We start from the raw sequence: 14,608 nt of genomic DNA, 5'->3' as shown, positions 1-14,608 counted from the left end.
TTACCTCTGCTATTGCTGTACCTGAATATGCAGGTATTCCTGTGACACATCGTGGTATTACAGTCTCTTTTAGAGTAGTAACAGGACATGAGTCAAGCAACAAAGACCACTCACAAATTCCCTGGGAAAATTACAAGACAGATGATACAATTGTTTTTTTAATGGGATTGCATCGGCTTAAAAAAATCACTAAAAAGCTTATAGAGATAGGGAAACCCAAAGACCATCCTATAGCAGTAATCAGTAGAGGAACCAGACCAGATGAAAAAACTGTGGTGGGTACACTTGAAAATATTTATGAGAAAGCAAAAGATCTTCCTACGCCTGCACTTATCGTTGTGGGTGAGGTTGTCAAGCTTAGAGAACAGCTAAGTTGGTTCGAAAATAACAAAAACAAATAATTTAATATACTAATTTATTACAATTAAGCAATAAATAGCTAAAACCTTGCTATTATCGGAAATATATAGGAGAGATTTTATCTTTTGTGCTGTATAGTACACTCCTGTATATAGGATGGGAAAGATAAAGAGGTATAGTAGTAATGTTTAAACTTGAAGAGATTCCAATGTTCTCTGCACTTACGCAGGAGCATATTAAAGAACTTTATGATCAGACACATATTAAACATTTTACCAAAGACAGTATTGTCTTTTATGAAGGTGATAAAAGTAACTATTTGCATATTTTGCTCGATGGCAGTATCAAGCTTTACAAAACAACACCAAAAGGTACACAGATACAGATCAACCGTCTTGCTGCACCTTCTATGATAGGTGAATATGCCTGCTTTGAACAGCAGCCTTTCCCTGCAAGCTGTGAATTTGTTACTGACGGAACTATGGGACTGCTTCCTTTTGAAATGGTCTATAAACATTTGAATAATTCAGATTTTTCATTGGAGATCATTAAATCTCTTACCGGAAAAGTAGCTTTGCTCTCGGCTTTGGTGCACAAAGAGACTGTACTCTCCTCTGAGGCTAAAGTGGCTGATCTCATGATGCAGAAGTTGGCACTTTTTCATCGATTGAAAAATAATGAGATCGCATCAGTGCTCAATTTGACTCCGGAGACTTTCTCACGTATTATGACAAAGTTTAAAAAAGAGGGATTGATCAAAGTGGAAAGTCATATTGTAACGATCTTGAATGAGGATGCACTTTATAATATTGTTGAGACCAATACGATGAAGGATTGTACGAACTGTATTGCACATTTTAAAGAGCAGATCGGGTATAAGGATTAATCTTTATACAACTGTTTTTATTTGAGGTTCTTTGTTCATTTTTTTCTTTATTGATGTGACAAAGAAAAAGAAACGAACCAAAAAAAAGAAAACACAAAGAACTGACGTGTTTTAAAATTTCCTTGACAAGCAAAGTTTATTATATTAAATGTTGCTACCTGCTACCTGCTACCTGCTACCTGCTACCTGCTACCTGCTACTTGTGCTTCCCACTCTTTAAAGGTATCATCAAAATAAACCAAACGCTGTTTTTTAAATTCACGTGTGGAGTAGAGTTTTCCATATTCTGTCAAACCGCTCTCTTTTGCCATTTCCTCTATGAGGGTGTCACACTCTTCCTGACTTTTACCGTGGATCATTGCAAAAAGGTTATACGGCCAGCTAGGATAGCTTGGTCTGAGGTAGCAGTGGCTGACTGCAGAGAATTCTGCCATTTGGCGTCCTATCTCTTCACCTTTTTCTTCAGGAACTGCCCAGACAGACATGGCATTGGCACCAAAGCCTGCTTTTCTATGGTTTAGGATGGTGGCAAAACGGCGCATAACGCCTGCATCTTTGAGTTCATTGGCTATTTCAAAGAATTTCTCATAACTGATGTCCAGCCTTTCTATAGCTTCTTTGAACGGCTCCTCTGTAACAGTAATATCTTTTTGCAGTTCTTTGATCACTGCTATGTGTTCTTTGGTAAGCTCGATCTCTTTATGGAGAACTTTTTTCACCTTTTCTTTTTTGGCACGTTTACCTGTGGTATCCATTTGTACTTTGATTTTAAATAATTTAAGGGTAGGCAGAGTAATAGCATCTTCTGCATGGGTAAGTTTCTTGAGTGTTTCTATGGTTTTTTCAAGTCCCATTTTGCTATCGGGGGCAACAGCCATAGTGAACCAGATATTATAGTCGTGGTTGCGTAGGTAATTGTGACTGACTCCCGGATGTTGGTTAATGATCTCTGCAGCCTGATCTACTTTGTCTTTGGCTACTTTAAAAGCAACAAGAGAGGAGGTATAGCCTAAACGTTTGGTATCAAAAATAGCAGAGGTTTGACGGATAATCTTTTGCTTTTTAAGTTTTTGTATCATGGCAAGTACCTCTTCTTCACTTATCTCCAATTTGTCAGCCACTTCCTCAAAAGGTCTTTGTGTCATAGGAAAGGCATTTTGCATCTCGAAAAGTAGTTCATTTTCCATAGTGTTATTGCTCCAATAATTTGTTGTGATTAGATTATAGTTTATGACAGTGTAACAAAGATTGATACATATCAAAGCTATTATGCTAGACTTTTGTTATATTAAATTTCACAATTGACAAAAAGGAACAATAGATGTCTTACTTCCCCGTGTTCATGGATATGCAGGATCTTAAAGTTTTGGTCGTTGGTGGTGGATACATTGCTACTGAAAAATTGGAAAAACTACTAGATTTTACCAAAGAGATCACTGTGATCTCCTCTGAAGTAAGTCTGGAAGCTGATCAACTGATCAAAGATCATAGCCTGACATTCTATCAGAGAGCATATAAAGAAGGAGATATTCAAGGTTTTGATATTGTCATTGTTGCAACGGATACCGTAGTATTGCATAAAGCGATCTATGAGGAATCAAGAGGGAGCAGGATACTGGTAAATTCAGTGGATAATACAGACTACTGTGATTTCATCTTTCCTTCTTATATAAAAAGAGAGGACCTTACTATAGCGTTCTCTACAGGAGGAGCCTCACCGGCATTTGCAAAGCAGATACGCAGACATTTTGAAAAGATCATACCTGACAGTGTCGGGGAGTTCCTTAAAAAGATGAAAGCATTACGTACAACAATGCCAAAAGGTAGAGAGCGTATGAAGTATTTTGACGGTTTGGTAGAAGAATACTTTAGGAAATATTTTTAATGATTTTGACAAGATATGACAAATTCTTGATATAAATCAAGGTTATTTTAAATATAAGTCATTAAAATAATAAAAATTAAATAGGAGATATTATGTCTGAATTAAAAAAAGAACAAATAGAAGTCCCTGGAGCAAATGTTCCTTTCTTTACGTATACTGTAGGTGAAACACAGTATTTTGAGTTTGATACATCTAAATGTGGACCGCCTGAACCAATGGTAAATGCAATGGCAGGACTTAAAATGATTGATAGCCCAAATAAAAAAGTTGTTATGATCAACCATAAAAAACCAATGGGATTACTTGATAAGATCGGCGAAAATTATAATATTGAAACAGAAAAAATGGATGATGGACGTGTTAAACTGATCTTTTCCTATAAATCAGGAGAGAGTGAGAATGCAAATTTAAATGACGCTGCTTGTGAGGGATAAATAGATAAATGAAAGCTATTTCCAGCGATTTTGCACCGCCGCTTAAGTTGATCTCCCCCTTTTTTAGTTCGGGTGTGGTCTTTTATCTGTTGTCAATGTTGGCATTGTTGTTTTTTGAGCCTTCATTTTCTTATGAACAGATGAATGTAGCCGGATGGGTTCACCTCTTTCTGCTTGGCTTTGTGATGATGATCATTTTTGGTGCCATGGCGCAGCTTATTCCTGTGGTACTTGAAGCGGGACATGCAGTGGTAGATGTCTATTATGTGATTTTTCCTTTACTGCTTATTGGTGCTTCCCTGATGGTTTTTGGTTTTTGGCTTATGCCCGGCATACTACCTTATGGGGGAGTGCTTGTTCTGGTTGCCATGATCATCTTTGCTGTAGAAAATATTGCGACACTTAAAAAGACAACCATTCGAACACTGACTATAGAAACTGTTGCCTGGAGTAACGGTTATCTACTGTTAGGTATTTTAACTGGATTTGCAATAGCATTGGGCTTAAGCGGTAATCTTGATATCAATATTTCACTCATGTTGAAAGCACATGTGTATGCAGTACTGGGAGGATATGTTGTTCTAACCATCATTGGATTGTCTTTGATCCTTATACCAATGTTTTCTTTGGCTCATGGCTTTGAAGAGCGTGCCATTCAAAGAGCTTTTAAATTGGTCATATCGGGTGTAGGTGTGGTATTTGCAGGTGCACTTTTTTCTCAAGAGTGGCTGATGTATATAGGATATGCCATCAATACCATAGGTGTATTGTTTTATATCTGGCAGATCTATATTATTGCCAAACTGACTGTACGTAAAGAGTTGGATATCTGGGCAAAATCCATGATATTTGCATTTGGTACATTAATATTCTCTATTCTCTTAGGGCTGATCTATTTTCTCAGTGGAAAAGAGAGTATTTTACATGCTTCTGTATGGTTCCTGCTTTTAGGCTTTATCTCTTCCATGATTACGGGACATTTATATAAAATTGTACCATTTTTGGTCTGGTTTGAGCGTTTTGCTCCACTGGTAGGAAAAGAGAAAGTACCTATGCTGCATGAAATGTACTCCAAAGAGGGGGCTTCTATGATGTTTAATTTTACAGTTGCAGGCGTAGTATTGGGTGGTGTTGGTCTGCTTTTTGAGAGTAATATACTTTTTAAAGCAGGTGCAAGTTTCCTCTTTGCTGGAGCTATTTTTCTCTTTATCGGAATGAGAAAGATGTTGGCATACGGAAAATAATGTGTAGGTCGGGGTGCCTCATCCCGACATTCATTTGCATAAAATGATATTTGTAATGGTTTGAATATTGTCGGGGTAGGGGTACCCCCCCCCCGACCTACGGTTAATGAATAATAAGATAAATAAAAAAGGAACAAAATATGTGTAGTATCACAAAAGAAAACGTATTTGATGCAATAAGCACGGTTATTGACCCAGAAGTAGGGTTCAATTTAGTAGAAATGGGGCTGATCTACGATGCCATCATTGATGAAAACTGTAATGTGCATGTAGTGATGACACTTTCTACACAGGGATGTCCTTTGCATCAGATGATCACTACCTGGGTCAAAGAAGCGGTAGAACGTATAGAAGATGTAGGAGAGGTCGATGTAGAAGTGGTTTGGGAGCCGGCATGGAATATTTCAATGGCGCATGATAATGTCAAACAAGCCTTGGGTGGTATGTAAATTCTTCTTAATTAGGAGTTTAAAACTCCTAATTTCATCAACTTTTTTGAAATATTTTTATATTCTTTAATGTATTATTTATCTAAGACTTTTTGACTCCAAATTAAAATGTAACCTATTTGTTCTATTAATAACATAATTCACTTTTCTTGATATAAATCATCTTTTCTCTTGACAACCCTATGTTAAACTATATACGTTGTTATATGTAGAGTTCCCTAAAGAACAGCTAGAGTTCTTTAGAGGACTTTACTGTGTAACCAAAAAAATCAATTTACGGAGGAAGTAATATGGCTTTAAATAGAAGAGAATTTCTCAAAAGCGCAGCAGCAGCATCTGCAGCTGGTGCAGTAGGAATTGCTGTTCCAACTAATTTGAATGCAGCAGCAGCTGATGCGCAGAAAGATTGGAGATGGGACAAGGCAGCTTGTCGTTTCTGTGGTACAGGGTGTGGGATTATGCTTGCAACCAAAGAAGGAAGAATTGTAGCGGTAAAAGGTGACCCTGCAGCTCCGGTAAACAGAGGACTTAACTGTATTAAGGGGTATTTTAATGCAAAGATCATGTATGGTGCAGACAGACTTAAAACACCGCTTCTCAGAATGAATGATAAAGGTGAATTCGACAAACATGGTAAATTTAGACCAGTTTCTTGGAAGCGTGCTTTTGATGAGATGGAAAAATATGCGAAAAAAGCATTGAAGGCATCGGGTCCTGAAGGTGTAGCCGTATTTGCATCCGGTCAATATACGGTTATGGAAGGATATGCAGCACTTAAAATGATGAAAGGTGGATTCAGATCTAACGCGATCGATCCAAATGCACGTCACTGTATGGCATCTGCGGTTGTTGGTTTCTACCAGACATTTGGTATTGATGAGCCATCAGGCTGTTATGACGATATTGAAATTACTGATACGATTGTTACCTGGGGATCGAACATGGCAGAGATGCACCCAATCCTTTGGTCAAGAGTCACAGACAGAAAGCTTTCTGATCCGGACAATGTAAAAGTCGTGAATATTCAAACCTATACACACAGAACCTGTGACCTTGGTGACTTTAACATTATCTTCTCTCCAAATACAGACCTTGCCCTTTGGAACTATGTTGCACGTGAGATTGTCTATAACCATCCAGAAGCAATTGATTGGGATTTTGTAAAACAGAATATTGTTTTTACGGCTGGTCCTGTAAACATTGGTTACGGTATGAGAAGAGCAGGTGAGAAATCTATTACACCGGTAAATGCTGATGGTAGTGCAGGAAAATACAGTGCACTGGAGATGCAGACTATTAATAAAGAAATGAGTAAGAAAGTTTCAGCAAAAGAAGCACCGGCACTTGCACCGTATGGTTACAAAGAGGGTGATGTGATGAAAAACACGCCAGGCACACTCAAGCACTGGAAGATCTCTTTTGATGAATATAAGAAATCGCTTGAACCATTCACGCTTGATTATGTCGCTAAAATTGCAAAAGGTGATCCAAACGAATCACTTGAAAGCTTTAAGAAAAAACTTAAAATGTTGGCAGATCTTTACATTGAAAAAGACAGAAAAGTTGTTTCATTCTGGACAATGGGTATGAACCAGCATACACGTGGTACTTGGGTCAATACACTCTCTTACAATGTTCACTTCCTGCTTAACAAACAAGCACTTCCCGGAAATGGTGCATTCTCATTGACTGGTCAGCCTTCAGCATGTGGTACAGCAAGAGAAGTTGGTACGTTCTGTCACAGATATCCAGCAGATTTAATGGTTAAAAATCCTAAGCATAGAGCAAAAGTAGAAAAAGTATGGAGTCTTCCAGCAGGTACACTAAACCCTGTAGGTAACCAGCATATTATGAAAATCCACAGAGACATCGAAGATGGTGTAGTGAAATTTGCATGGGTCAATGTTTGTAATGCATATCAGGATTCTGCAAGTGCTAAACACTGGATCAAAGCAGCACGTGAAATGGATAACTTTATCGTTACTTCTGACGGGTATCCAGGTATTTCAGCCATGGTTTCTGACCTTGTACTTCCATCAGCAATGATCTACGAAAAGTGGGGAGCATACGGAAATGCAGAAAGACGTACACAACATTGGAGACAGCAGGTACTTCCTGTAGGGCATGCAATGTCAGATACCTGGCAGTGGATGGAGTTCTCAAAAAGATTTACAGTGAAAGATCTTTGGGGTCCATATACGTTGAGAAACGGTAAAAAAATGGCAGATGTGAGAGCCGATGCTAAGAAATTAGGATACAATGACGATACAACCATGTTTGATATTCTTTATGCCAATAAAGGTAAAGAATATAAAATTGACATGAATAAATTCCCGCAAAAAGGGTATGATAACTCTGAATGTAATGGTGACAGTAGAAATGTCAAAGGTGAGAATGGTGAAGTATTTAAAGGATATGGTTTCATGGTTCACCAATATCTCTTTGAAGAGTATGCATCATTTGGTAGAGGTCATGGACATGACTTGGCACCATTTGAAGTCTATCATAAAGTACGTGGACTTAAATGGCCGGTTGTTGATGGTAAAGAGACACAGTGGAGATTTAATGTCAAGTATGATCCATATGCAGCAAAAGCGGCAAAAGCAGCGGGTAGTACTTCTACGCATGCATTCTATGGTCCATTGGCGAAAAAGATCCTTCAAGGTAGCTTGACAGGGCCAGATAAAAAACTTGGTAAATATGCGTTACCAAATAAAGCGAAGATTTTTGCCAGACCATACATGGATCCACCAGAAATGCCAGATGAAACTTACGATACCTGGCTCTGTACAGGACGTGTACTTGAACACTGGCATTCAGGAACAATGACAATGAGAGTACCTGAACTTTTCCGTGCAGTACCAGAAGCACTTTGTTATATGCATCCGGGTGATGCAAAAGCCAAAGATGTAAAACGTGGTGAGCTTGTATGGGTAGAATCACGTCGTGGTAAAGTAAAAGCTAGAGTTGAGACACGTGGACGTAACAGACCACCTCAAGGATTGGTATTTGTACCTTGGTTCGATGAAAAAGTATTCATCAACAAAGTATGTCTTGATGCGACATGTCCAATGTCAAAACAGACAGACTACAAAAAATGTGCAGTTAAGATCACAAAGGCATAAGTAGATGGCACACTCTAACAACAGACGAAAGTTTATGGCAACAACCCTTCAAAGTGTAGGTCTTACAGCTCTTGGTGGCATGTTGTGGAGTGGCTATTGTGATGAAGCGACAGCGTCACCACTGGTACTCAGACCACCGGGTGCATTACCGGAAAAAGATTTCCTTGATGCGTGTATCAAGTGTGGGATGTGTGCCGAGGCGTGTGTCAATCGTGAAAGTAACATTGACAAAGAGACAGGAAAACAAAGACCTGGAACCTTACAAATGGCAAAAGGCGGTGACCATCGTCTGATCGGTACACCATTCTTTAAACCAAGAGAGGTACCGTGTTATATGTGTGATGATATCCCTTGTGTACCAGTTTGTCCATCGGGTGCATTAGATATGCCAAGTCTTCTTAATGAGAAAAAAGAGCTTGACATTAATAAAGCAACAATGGGACTTGCAGTTGTACACAAGGAATCCTGTATCGCGTTCTGGGGGTTACAGTGTGATGCATGTTACAGAGCCTGTCCGCTTCTAGACGAAGCGATCAGTTTACAGTATCAGAAAAATGAACGCACAGGAAAACATGCATTTTTACTTCCTGTGGTGCATTCGGATGTCTGTACAGGATGCGGACTGTGTGAAAAGGCATGTGTAACTGAAAAACCAGCAATCTTTGTACTTCCTAGAGAATACTCGATGGGAAGAGCAGGAGACCATTATGTGAAAGGCTGGGATAAAAAAGACCAGCAAAGAGCAGGAGAGCGTAAACTTGATGAGATAGAAACGCATACAAAAAGAAGTGAAAAAGCACCGGCTGACTATTTGAACAGGGAGATAGAGTATTAATGAAAAATTTAAAATATCTACTTCTTAGAAGAATAACGCAGATAGGACTTTTAGTACTTTATTTTGGTGCGAATGCCTATGGGTGGACTCTCTTAAAAGGTACTTTCGGTTCTTCACTGCTCTTTGGTGTGATCCCGTTGGCCGACCCTTATACGACCCTGCAGGTTTTAGCTACAGGGTTTGTGTTGGGAACAGATGTGCTTTTGGGAGCGTTGATCATTACACTTTTCTATATGATTGTAGGCGGAAGGGCTTTTTGCAGTTGGGTATGTCCCATCAATATGGTGACAGACTTGGCAAATTGGCTTAGACGCAAACTCAATTTGGACAGAGAAGAAGTGAACTACCGTTTTCTCAAAAGAAGAGCACGCTACTGGATCATGGTACTTGGTTTGATAGTCTCAGCTATTGTCGGTATTGCTGCGTTTGAAGCACTGAGTCCCATTACTATTATGCAAAGAGGGATTATCTTTGGTTTTGGTGCAGGGATCTCAGTGGTGATCGCGATTTTCCTTTTTGACCTTTTTGGGGTTAAAAATGGATGGTGTGGGCATTTGTGCCCTTTGGGAGCAACCTATTCACTCATTGGAAAGGCAAGTCTGGTTAGAGTAAAACATGACCATGAGGCTTGTACGAACTGTATGGAGTGTAAAATAGTATGTCCGGAGAATCAAGTGTTGCATATGATCAATAAAGAGAGCATTTCAGTTACAGATGGAGAGTGTACCAATTGTGGTCGCTGTATCGATGTCTGTAATGATGATGCATTGGAATTTGGAATTAGAAGTTTTACAAACAGTAAATCAACAAAGGAGAAGAAATGACAAAAGTTATAAAGGTAATGGCTCTAGGTTCATTGTTGGCTGCATCTGCACTTTACGGTGCAAGTACAGCTGCATGTGCAGGGTGTCACGGGCAGCATTTTGAAAAACATGCGATGGGTAAATCAAAAATTGTAAAAGATATGAGTAAAGCTGATATTTTGGTGGCACTTAAAGGTTACAAAGCTGGTACATACGGCGGGGCAATGAAAGGTCTCATGAAAGGACAGGTTGCTGCTTTGTCTGATGCAGATATGAAAGCCATCGCTGAGATGATCAAAGGTGGTGCAGGAACAGCAACAGACAAGGCAACATCACATGCTGCTGCTGCGGCAGTAGCTGTTTCAAAAGTCATCGATATCAACGCAAAAGTGTGTGATCCTGAAAGAATAAAAAAAGAGGATCTTGGGAATAAAAAAGAGGTAGACGAGACTGTACTCGGGCTTAGAAAAACATCACTTTTTGATGAAAATGTTGCGCCTCAAAAAATAAAAGAAGACAGACCTGCTCCAGGTACTGCTCCAAAGTTTGAAAGAGCATATGTTAATGCTCCACCGATGATTCCTCATTCTGTAGAAGGATTGTTGCCAATTACCAAAGACAATAACCAATGTCTTGGATGTCATATGCCAGATGTTGCCAAAGGTGTAGGTGCTACACCGATCCCACCATCTCACTTCACCAATTATAGACCGACAACGGTACTTAAAAATGGTAACTTGGTTAAAGAAGGCAAGGTGGTTGGTATCCAAAAAGGTGATATGGGTAATGTAAGTGATATCAAATTGGCTAAAGCTAAAAAACTAAATCACCTTTATCAGGGAAGATATAACTGTTCACAGTGTCATGCGCCACAGGCAAATGTGAAAACTGCAGTAGGAAATACATTTAAATCTGACGGATTGACTGATGAATTTAAATCACACTCAAATCTTGTCAATATGATGGATGATGGTGTTAAATAGTGGTAGACAGAAGAGATTTTTTTAGGTCTTTTTCCAAACCACTGCGTCAGACCAAAGAGGAGTCTCCTCTTTTGGTACGGCCACCTTACGGAAAGAATGAATCTCTTTTTCAGAGTGAGTGTCCAAGCTGCGAGAGTAAAGCTTGTGTGGCTTCTTGTGATGAAAAGATCATTTTTATAGCTGATGACGGTACTCCCACACTCAGTTTTAAGCAAAATGGATGTACTTTCTGTGATGCATGTGCCCATGCATGCGAAATGAATGTTCTTTCATTAGAAAACAATGAGACATCAGAATATCTTAATGCGGTATTTAAAATATCACTTGAATCCTGTGTGGCACATCATGGAGTTATTTGTCATTCGTGCAAGGAGCCTTGTATCGATAATGCAATTTTATTTAATGGAATGTTTAATCCCATTATTGATGATGAAAAATGTACGGCATGCGGATTTTGTATTTCCAGGTGCCCTACACAGGCTATCAGTTATGAAGTATTTGAATTAAAAAACGAGGAAAATAAAGTATGAATTTAGAAAAAAAATATCCAAAACTTTTTGATAAGTTAGAAGATAAAGAAGTTGTATTAAGACATCTGCTCAATGTAGATGCAAATTATGAAGATTATGATTCTGAAGAATTTGAATTTGATTTTGAAGAGTATAACTTTATCATCTATATTGCAGAACCTGTTCAGAAGGCATTAGGTGAAGCAAAAATGGAAAAATTGCTGGTCAAATTACATGACAATGATACTTTTGAAAATTTTGTAGCATCAGAGGAGGATCTTTACGGGGTTAAATCCTCACTGAGTGAAGATGAAATTGTCTCTATGTTACTTGAACAGATTGAGGAAATTATGTAATGAAAAAATTACTTTTTTTCTTCGTATTGAGTCTTCCTCTTTGGTCAACAATGACATTTAATCCAGTAGATAGTATTGAGATTAATGGTACAGCTAAAGATATGGTTCTAGAGGGAGACCATCTTGTAGTTGCTACGGATATGGGGCATATAGAGGTGCACGATACCGTAAAAAAAGAGAAGATCAAAGAGATTAGTATTCCTGATGTGAAAGATTTTATGGGAGATATTGCACCTGCACGTGTCATGAGTACCGATACTATAGATGGCAAATATCTTCTCTTGAGTGACAGTGGCAAGGGAGGATATTCGAATCTGTATCTGTATGATGATCACAATTTGACACAATTGCTTAGTGCAGAAGATAAAAAAGCGATCATCAAGGCAAGATTTATTGATGGAACACATATATTGCTAGGATATTTGAGTAATGAAGTGGCACTTTTGGATATAACTACAAAGAAAGAACGTTACAAAGTACAATTAAGTGAATCAAAATTTTCTGATTTTGCACTCAATGAAGACAAAACACAAGCTGTTTTTGCCTGTGAAAGCGGTGTACTCAGTATAGTAGATGTACAGAGTGGAAAAATGCTTAAAGAATTAAAGGGGCAGAATCTGGATAATGTCTATAAAGTTGATTTTAAACATGGTATGGTCTCTGGTGCAGGACAGGATCAGAGAGCTTCATTGTATGATGTTGCCAGTGGGAAAGGTGACTACATTAAGGGACATTTTCTTATTTATGCAACAGCATTAAGCCCTCTGGCAGACAAGGTAGCCTTTGCAATGGATGAAAAGAACAATATTTCTATTTTCAATACTTCAACCAAATCAAAAATAGCGTTACTTAAAGGGCAAAAGAGTACACTTAATGTGATTATTTTCAAAGATGAAAATAGACTTTTTTCAGCCAGTGATGACAATACCATTATGATATGGGATTTAGAAAAAAAATAAGGAGTTAATATGAATATATCAAGCATAGTAGTACAGGCACTACCGGAATATATAGATGAATTAGTAGATTTTTTTAAAAAGGCAGATTTTACTGATTATCATCTGCACGACAAAGAAAAAGGCAAAATCATTGTAACCGTTGAGGGTGAAGGGGTAGAAGAGGAGATCAAAAAACTGGTAGAGATACAGCAACTCCCGCATGTGATCGCAGCAGATATGATGATGACCTACCAGGAAGATCAACTTGATGAAGAGATCAAGAAACTTGAAGCGGAAGATCCTGTTCCTGCAGTGCTCAACGAGACAGATATTGATGTAAGAGATGTGGTCTATAACGGTGACTTAAAACATAAAGATTTTCATGGAGGTCATTAGAATATGGTAGTGATAGAATCTGTTATTAAAACAAGTCCATTGGGGAGATGGTTCATAGAACTTACAGATACTGCAAAAGAGGATGCTGAACCGGTTTTCTGTATGGATGTCTATGAGTATGCAGACAAAATAGAAGAGATGGGGAAAGCCTACGGTGATGATGTAGAGGTGATGTGGTCAAGTGAAGACAATGTGACTCCGGAACAGATCAACGAAGTGCGTATGCAGATGAATGCTTATGAAGCAGAGCAGGAAGCTAAAAGAAACGGTGAAGAGATGATGCCTGATGGTACACCAAATTTTGAGGCACAATCTTAAGATGCCTCAGTTTTTAAAAGAGATTTACGGTGTTGGGATTCTCTTTTTTTATTATGTAAAATATATTATTCTCATTGGATGGCCGGTTCTTCTTTATGGACTTGACTATAAACCCAATATTATCATGGATATTTTATGGGTATATTGTTTGGCTTTGATGAGCAAAGATATTATCTTTAAGTTTGTGCTTAAGAAGAGTCATTGTGACAATGGCTCCTGTTCTTCTAAAAAATAAAAATATGACAATTTGAAAGATTTTTAGCTTTCTAATTACCAAGAGTGTATAATACATCTAATAGAACCCTTTGAATAACCTAGGCGTTCAAAACATCATTAGTCTGGGCAAAACTAATTATGCCCTCTGGGTGGGCTTTGGTTATTCAGAAGATTCTATAAAAATAAAAAAGGATGATTATGGGTGAGTCACAATCTACTATAGAATTATCACAGCATTTATCTTCGTTCATACATCCTTTACGGCACTATCAAAGCATAGAACTTTTTGCAGGAGCTGGGGGCATGGCTCTTGGTATGGAAAAAGCAGGACTACACCATCTTTTACTCAATGACTTTGACCGTTATGCCACACAAACACTTAAAAAAAACAGACCCCATTGGGATGTAATACATGGTGATGTGGGGCAGATTGATTTTAAACCATACACGGGTAGAGTAGATGTGCTTACAGGTGGGTTCCCTTGCCAGAGCTTCTCTTATGCGGGTAAAAAGATGGGAATGGAAGATACCCGTGGAACACTTTTTTATGAGTTTGCCCGTGCACTTAAAGAGAGTGAACCTAAACTCTTTTTAGCAGAAAATGTAAAAGGTCTTTTTTCTCATGATAAAGGGCGTACCTTACAAACGATGGTTGAAGTTTTTGAGTCTATGGGCTATGAAGTCTTAGAGCCTAGAGTCCTTAAAGCCATTCATTATTATGTACCTCAAAAGCGCGAAAGAGTATTTATAGTGGGTATAAAAAAAGAGTATGCTTCTAAGGTGACATTTGAATGGCCTAAAGCCAGTGAAAAGTTATATACTTTAAAAGATGCACTCAAAAAAGGAGAACTTTTTACTTGTGATGTTCCTG

Annotated in this window: 18 protein-coding genes; 17 read left to right on the top strand and 1 reads right to left on the bottom strand. The window is 38.4% G+C overall.

The annotated features are described in order from the left end of the window. Both MVE01_RS07955 and MVE01_RS07950 read left to right on the top strand, forming a co-directional pair. Nucleotides 1-401: uroporphyrinogen-III C-methyltransferase (locus MVE01_RS07955; protein ID WP_472561651.1), on the top strand; the 401-nt coding region annotated here is incomplete at its 5' end. A 143-nt stretch (nt 402-544) separates the two neighbouring features. Next, complete coding sequence (locus MVE01_RS07950) at nt 545-1,246, top strand: Crp/Fnr family transcriptional regulator (RefSeq protein WP_472561650.1); 702 nt, start codon at nt 545-547, stop codon at nt 1,244-1,246. A gap of 182 nt (nt 1,247-1,428) precedes the next feature. Here MVE01_RS07950 and ahbB read toward each other — a convergent pair whose 3' ends face one another. After that, entirely contained in the window at nt 1,429-2,433 is a 1,005-nt protein-coding gene (ahbB, locus tag MVE01_RS07945) for a siroheme decarboxylase subunit beta (RefSeq protein WP_472561649.1), read from the bottom strand. Nucleotides 2,434-2,567: 134 nt separating this feature from the next. Between ahbB and MVE01_RS07940 the strand changes: the two genes are divergently transcribed. From MVE01_RS07940 to MVE01_RS07870, 15 genes are all read left to right on the top strand, one after another. Next, nucleotides 2,568-3,131, top strand: coding sequence for a precorrin-2 dehydrogenase/sirohydrochlorin ferrochelatase family protein (locus tag MVE01_RS07940; protein ID WP_472561648.1), 564 nt, complete (start codon nt 2,568-2,570; stop codon nt 3,129-3,131). A gap of 92 nt (nt 3,132-3,223) precedes the next feature. Beyond that, nucleotides 3,224-3,565 (top strand): hypothetical protein, encoded by a 342-nt coding sequence (locus MVE01_RS07935; protein WP_472561647.1) that lies wholly within the window; start codon nt 3,224-3,226, stop codon nt 3,563-3,565. A gap of 8 nt (nt 3,566-3,573) precedes the next feature. Then, the gene (locus tag MVE01_RS07930) at nt 3,574-4,809 is read left to right on the top strand and encodes a hypothetical protein (RefSeq protein ID WP_472561646.1); all 1,236 of its coding nucleotides are present in this window, start codon (nt 3,574-3,576) and stop codon (nt 4,807-4,809) included. A gap of 140 nt (nt 4,810-4,949) precedes the next feature. Beyond that, a complete protein-coding gene (locus MVE01_RS07925) occupies nt 4,950-5,258 on the top strand; it encodes a metal-sulfur cluster assembly factor (RefSeq protein ID WP_472561645.1) in 309 nt (102 codons plus the stop codon). Nucleotides 5,259-5,548: 290 nt separating this feature from the next. Continuing rightward, nucleotides 5,549-8,383, top strand: coding sequence for a nitrate reductase catalytic subunit NapA (napA, locus tag MVE01_RS07920; protein ID WP_472561644.1), 2,835 nt, complete (start codon nt 5,549-5,551; stop codon nt 8,381-8,383). Nucleotides 8,384-8,387: 4 nt separating this feature from the next. Beyond that, a complete protein-coding gene (gene napG, locus MVE01_RS07915) occupies nt 8,388-9,218 on the top strand; it encodes a ferredoxin-type protein NapG (protein ID WP_472561643.1) in 831 nt (276 codons plus the stop codon). Then, entirely contained in the window at nt 9,218-10,042 is an 825-nt protein-coding gene (napH, locus tag MVE01_RS07910) for a quinol dehydrogenase ferredoxin subunit NapH (protein WP_472561642.1), read from the top strand. The genes napG and napH overlap by 1 nt, the downstream gene beginning before the upstream one ends. After that, the gene (locus tag MVE01_RS07905) at nt 10,039-11,004 is read left to right on the top strand and encodes a nitrate reductase cytochrome c-type subunit (protein ID WP_472561641.1); all 966 of its coding nucleotides are present in this window, start codon (nt 10,039-10,041) and stop codon (nt 11,002-11,004) included. The genes napH and MVE01_RS07905 overlap by 4 nt, the downstream gene beginning before the upstream one ends. Then, the gene (locus MVE01_RS07900; RefSeq protein WP_472561640.1) at nt 11,004-11,534 is read left to right on the top strand and encodes a ferredoxin-type protein NapF; all 531 of its coding nucleotides are present in this window, start codon (nt 11,004-11,006) and stop codon (nt 11,532-11,534) included. The genes MVE01_RS07905 and MVE01_RS07900 overlap by 1 nt, the downstream gene beginning before the upstream one ends. After that, nucleotides 11,531-11,869, top strand: coding sequence for a hypothetical protein (locus MVE01_RS07895; RefSeq protein WP_472561639.1), 339 nt, complete (start codon nt 11,531-11,533; stop codon nt 11,867-11,869). Before MVE01_RS07900 ends, MVE01_RS07895 begins: the two co-directional genes overlap by 4 nt. Then, nucleotides 11,869-12,828: a WD40 repeat domain-containing protein gene (locus tag MVE01_RS07890; RefSeq protein ID WP_472561638.1), complete on the top strand. Its 960-nt coding sequence runs from the start codon at nt 11,869-11,871 to the stop codon at nt 12,826-12,828. Before MVE01_RS07895 ends, MVE01_RS07890 begins: the two co-directional genes overlap by 1 nt. Before the next feature lie 9 nt (nt 12,829-12,837). Next, nucleotides 12,838-13,203 (top strand): chaperone NapD, encoded by a 366-nt coding sequence (locus tag MVE01_RS07885; protein ID WP_472561637.1) that lies wholly within the window; start codon nt 12,838-12,840, stop codon nt 13,201-13,203. A 3-nt stretch (nt 13,204-13,206) separates the two neighbouring features. After that, on the top strand, nt 13,207-13,521 hold the full coding sequence (locus tag MVE01_RS07880) for a hypothetical protein (protein WP_472561636.1): 315 nt from the start codon (nt 13,207-13,209) through the stop codon (nt 13,519-13,521). A 1-nt stretch (nt 13,522) separates the two neighbouring features. After that, on the top strand, nt 13,523-13,756 hold the full coding sequence (locus tag MVE01_RS07875; RefSeq protein WP_472561635.1) for a hypothetical protein: 234 nt from the start codon (nt 13,523-13,525) through the stop codon (nt 13,754-13,756). Between the two features lie 179 nt (nt 13,757-13,935). Next, the coding region (locus MVE01_RS07870) for a DNA cytosine methyltransferase (RefSeq protein WP_472561634.1) at nt 13,936-14,608 on the top strand (673 nt) is incomplete at its 3' end.

Source organism: Sulfurovum sp. (assembly GCA_026990595.1).
In the GTDB taxonomy this organism is placed as follows: Bacteria; Campylobacterota; Campylobacteria; order Campylobacterales; family Sulfurovaceae; genus Sulfurovum.
Note: the sequence above shows the minus strand (reverse complement) of the source record. Positions and strands in the feature narration are given on the sequence as shown.

Coding starts and splice junctions, on each gene's coding strand:
- MVE01_RS07950 (WP_472561650.1), top strand. CDS start 545: ATGTTTAAACTTGAAGAGATTCCAATGTTCTCTGCACTTACGCAGGAG.
- ahbB (WP_472561649.1), bottom strand. CDS start 2,433: ATGGAAAATGAACTACTTTTCGAGATGCAAAATGCCTTTCCTATGACA.
- MVE01_RS07940 (WP_472561648.1), top strand. CDS start 2,568: ATGTCTTACTTCCCCGTGTTCATGGATATGCAGGATCTTAAAGTTTTG.
- MVE01_RS07935 (WP_472561647.1), top strand. CDS start 3,224: ATGTCTGAATTAAAAAAAGAACAAATAGAAGTCCCTGGAGCAAATGTT.
- MVE01_RS07930 (WP_472561646.1), top strand. CDS start 3,574: ATGAAAGCTATTTCCAGCGATTTTGCACCGCCGCTTAAGTTGATCTCC.
- MVE01_RS07925 (WP_472561645.1), top strand. CDS start 4,950: ATGTGTAGTATCACAAAAGAAAACGTATTTGATGCAATAAGCACGGTT.
- napA (WP_472561644.1), top strand. CDS start 5,549: ATGGCTTTAAATAGAAGAGAATTTCTCAAAAGCGCAGCAGCAGCATCT.
- napG (WP_472561643.1), top strand. CDS start 8,388: ATGGCACACTCTAACAACAGACGAAAGTTTATGGCAACAACCCTTCAA.
- napH (WP_472561642.1), top strand. CDS start 9,218: ATGAAAAATTTAAAATATCTACTTCTTAGAAGAATAACGCAGATAGGA.
- MVE01_RS07905 (WP_472561641.1), top strand. CDS start 10,039: ATGACAAAAGTTATAAAGGTAATGGCTCTAGGTTCATTGTTGGCTGCA.
- MVE01_RS07895 (WP_472561639.1), top strand. CDS start 11,531: ATGAATTTAGAAAAAAAATATCCAAAACTTTTTGATAAGTTAGAAGAT.
- MVE01_RS07890 (WP_472561638.1), top strand. CDS start 11,869: ATGAAAAAATTACTTTTTTTCTTCGTATTGAGTCTTCCTCTTTGGTCA.
- MVE01_RS07885 (WP_472561637.1), top strand. CDS start 12,838: ATGAATATATCAAGCATAGTAGTACAGGCACTACCGGAATATATAGAT.
- MVE01_RS07880 (WP_472561636.1), top strand. CDS start 13,207: ATGGTAGTGATAGAATCTGTTATTAAAACAAGTCCATTGGGGAGATGG.
- MVE01_RS07875 (WP_472561635.1), top strand. CDS start 13,523: ATGCCTCAGTTTTTAAAAGAGATTTACGGTGTTGGGATTCTCTTTTTT.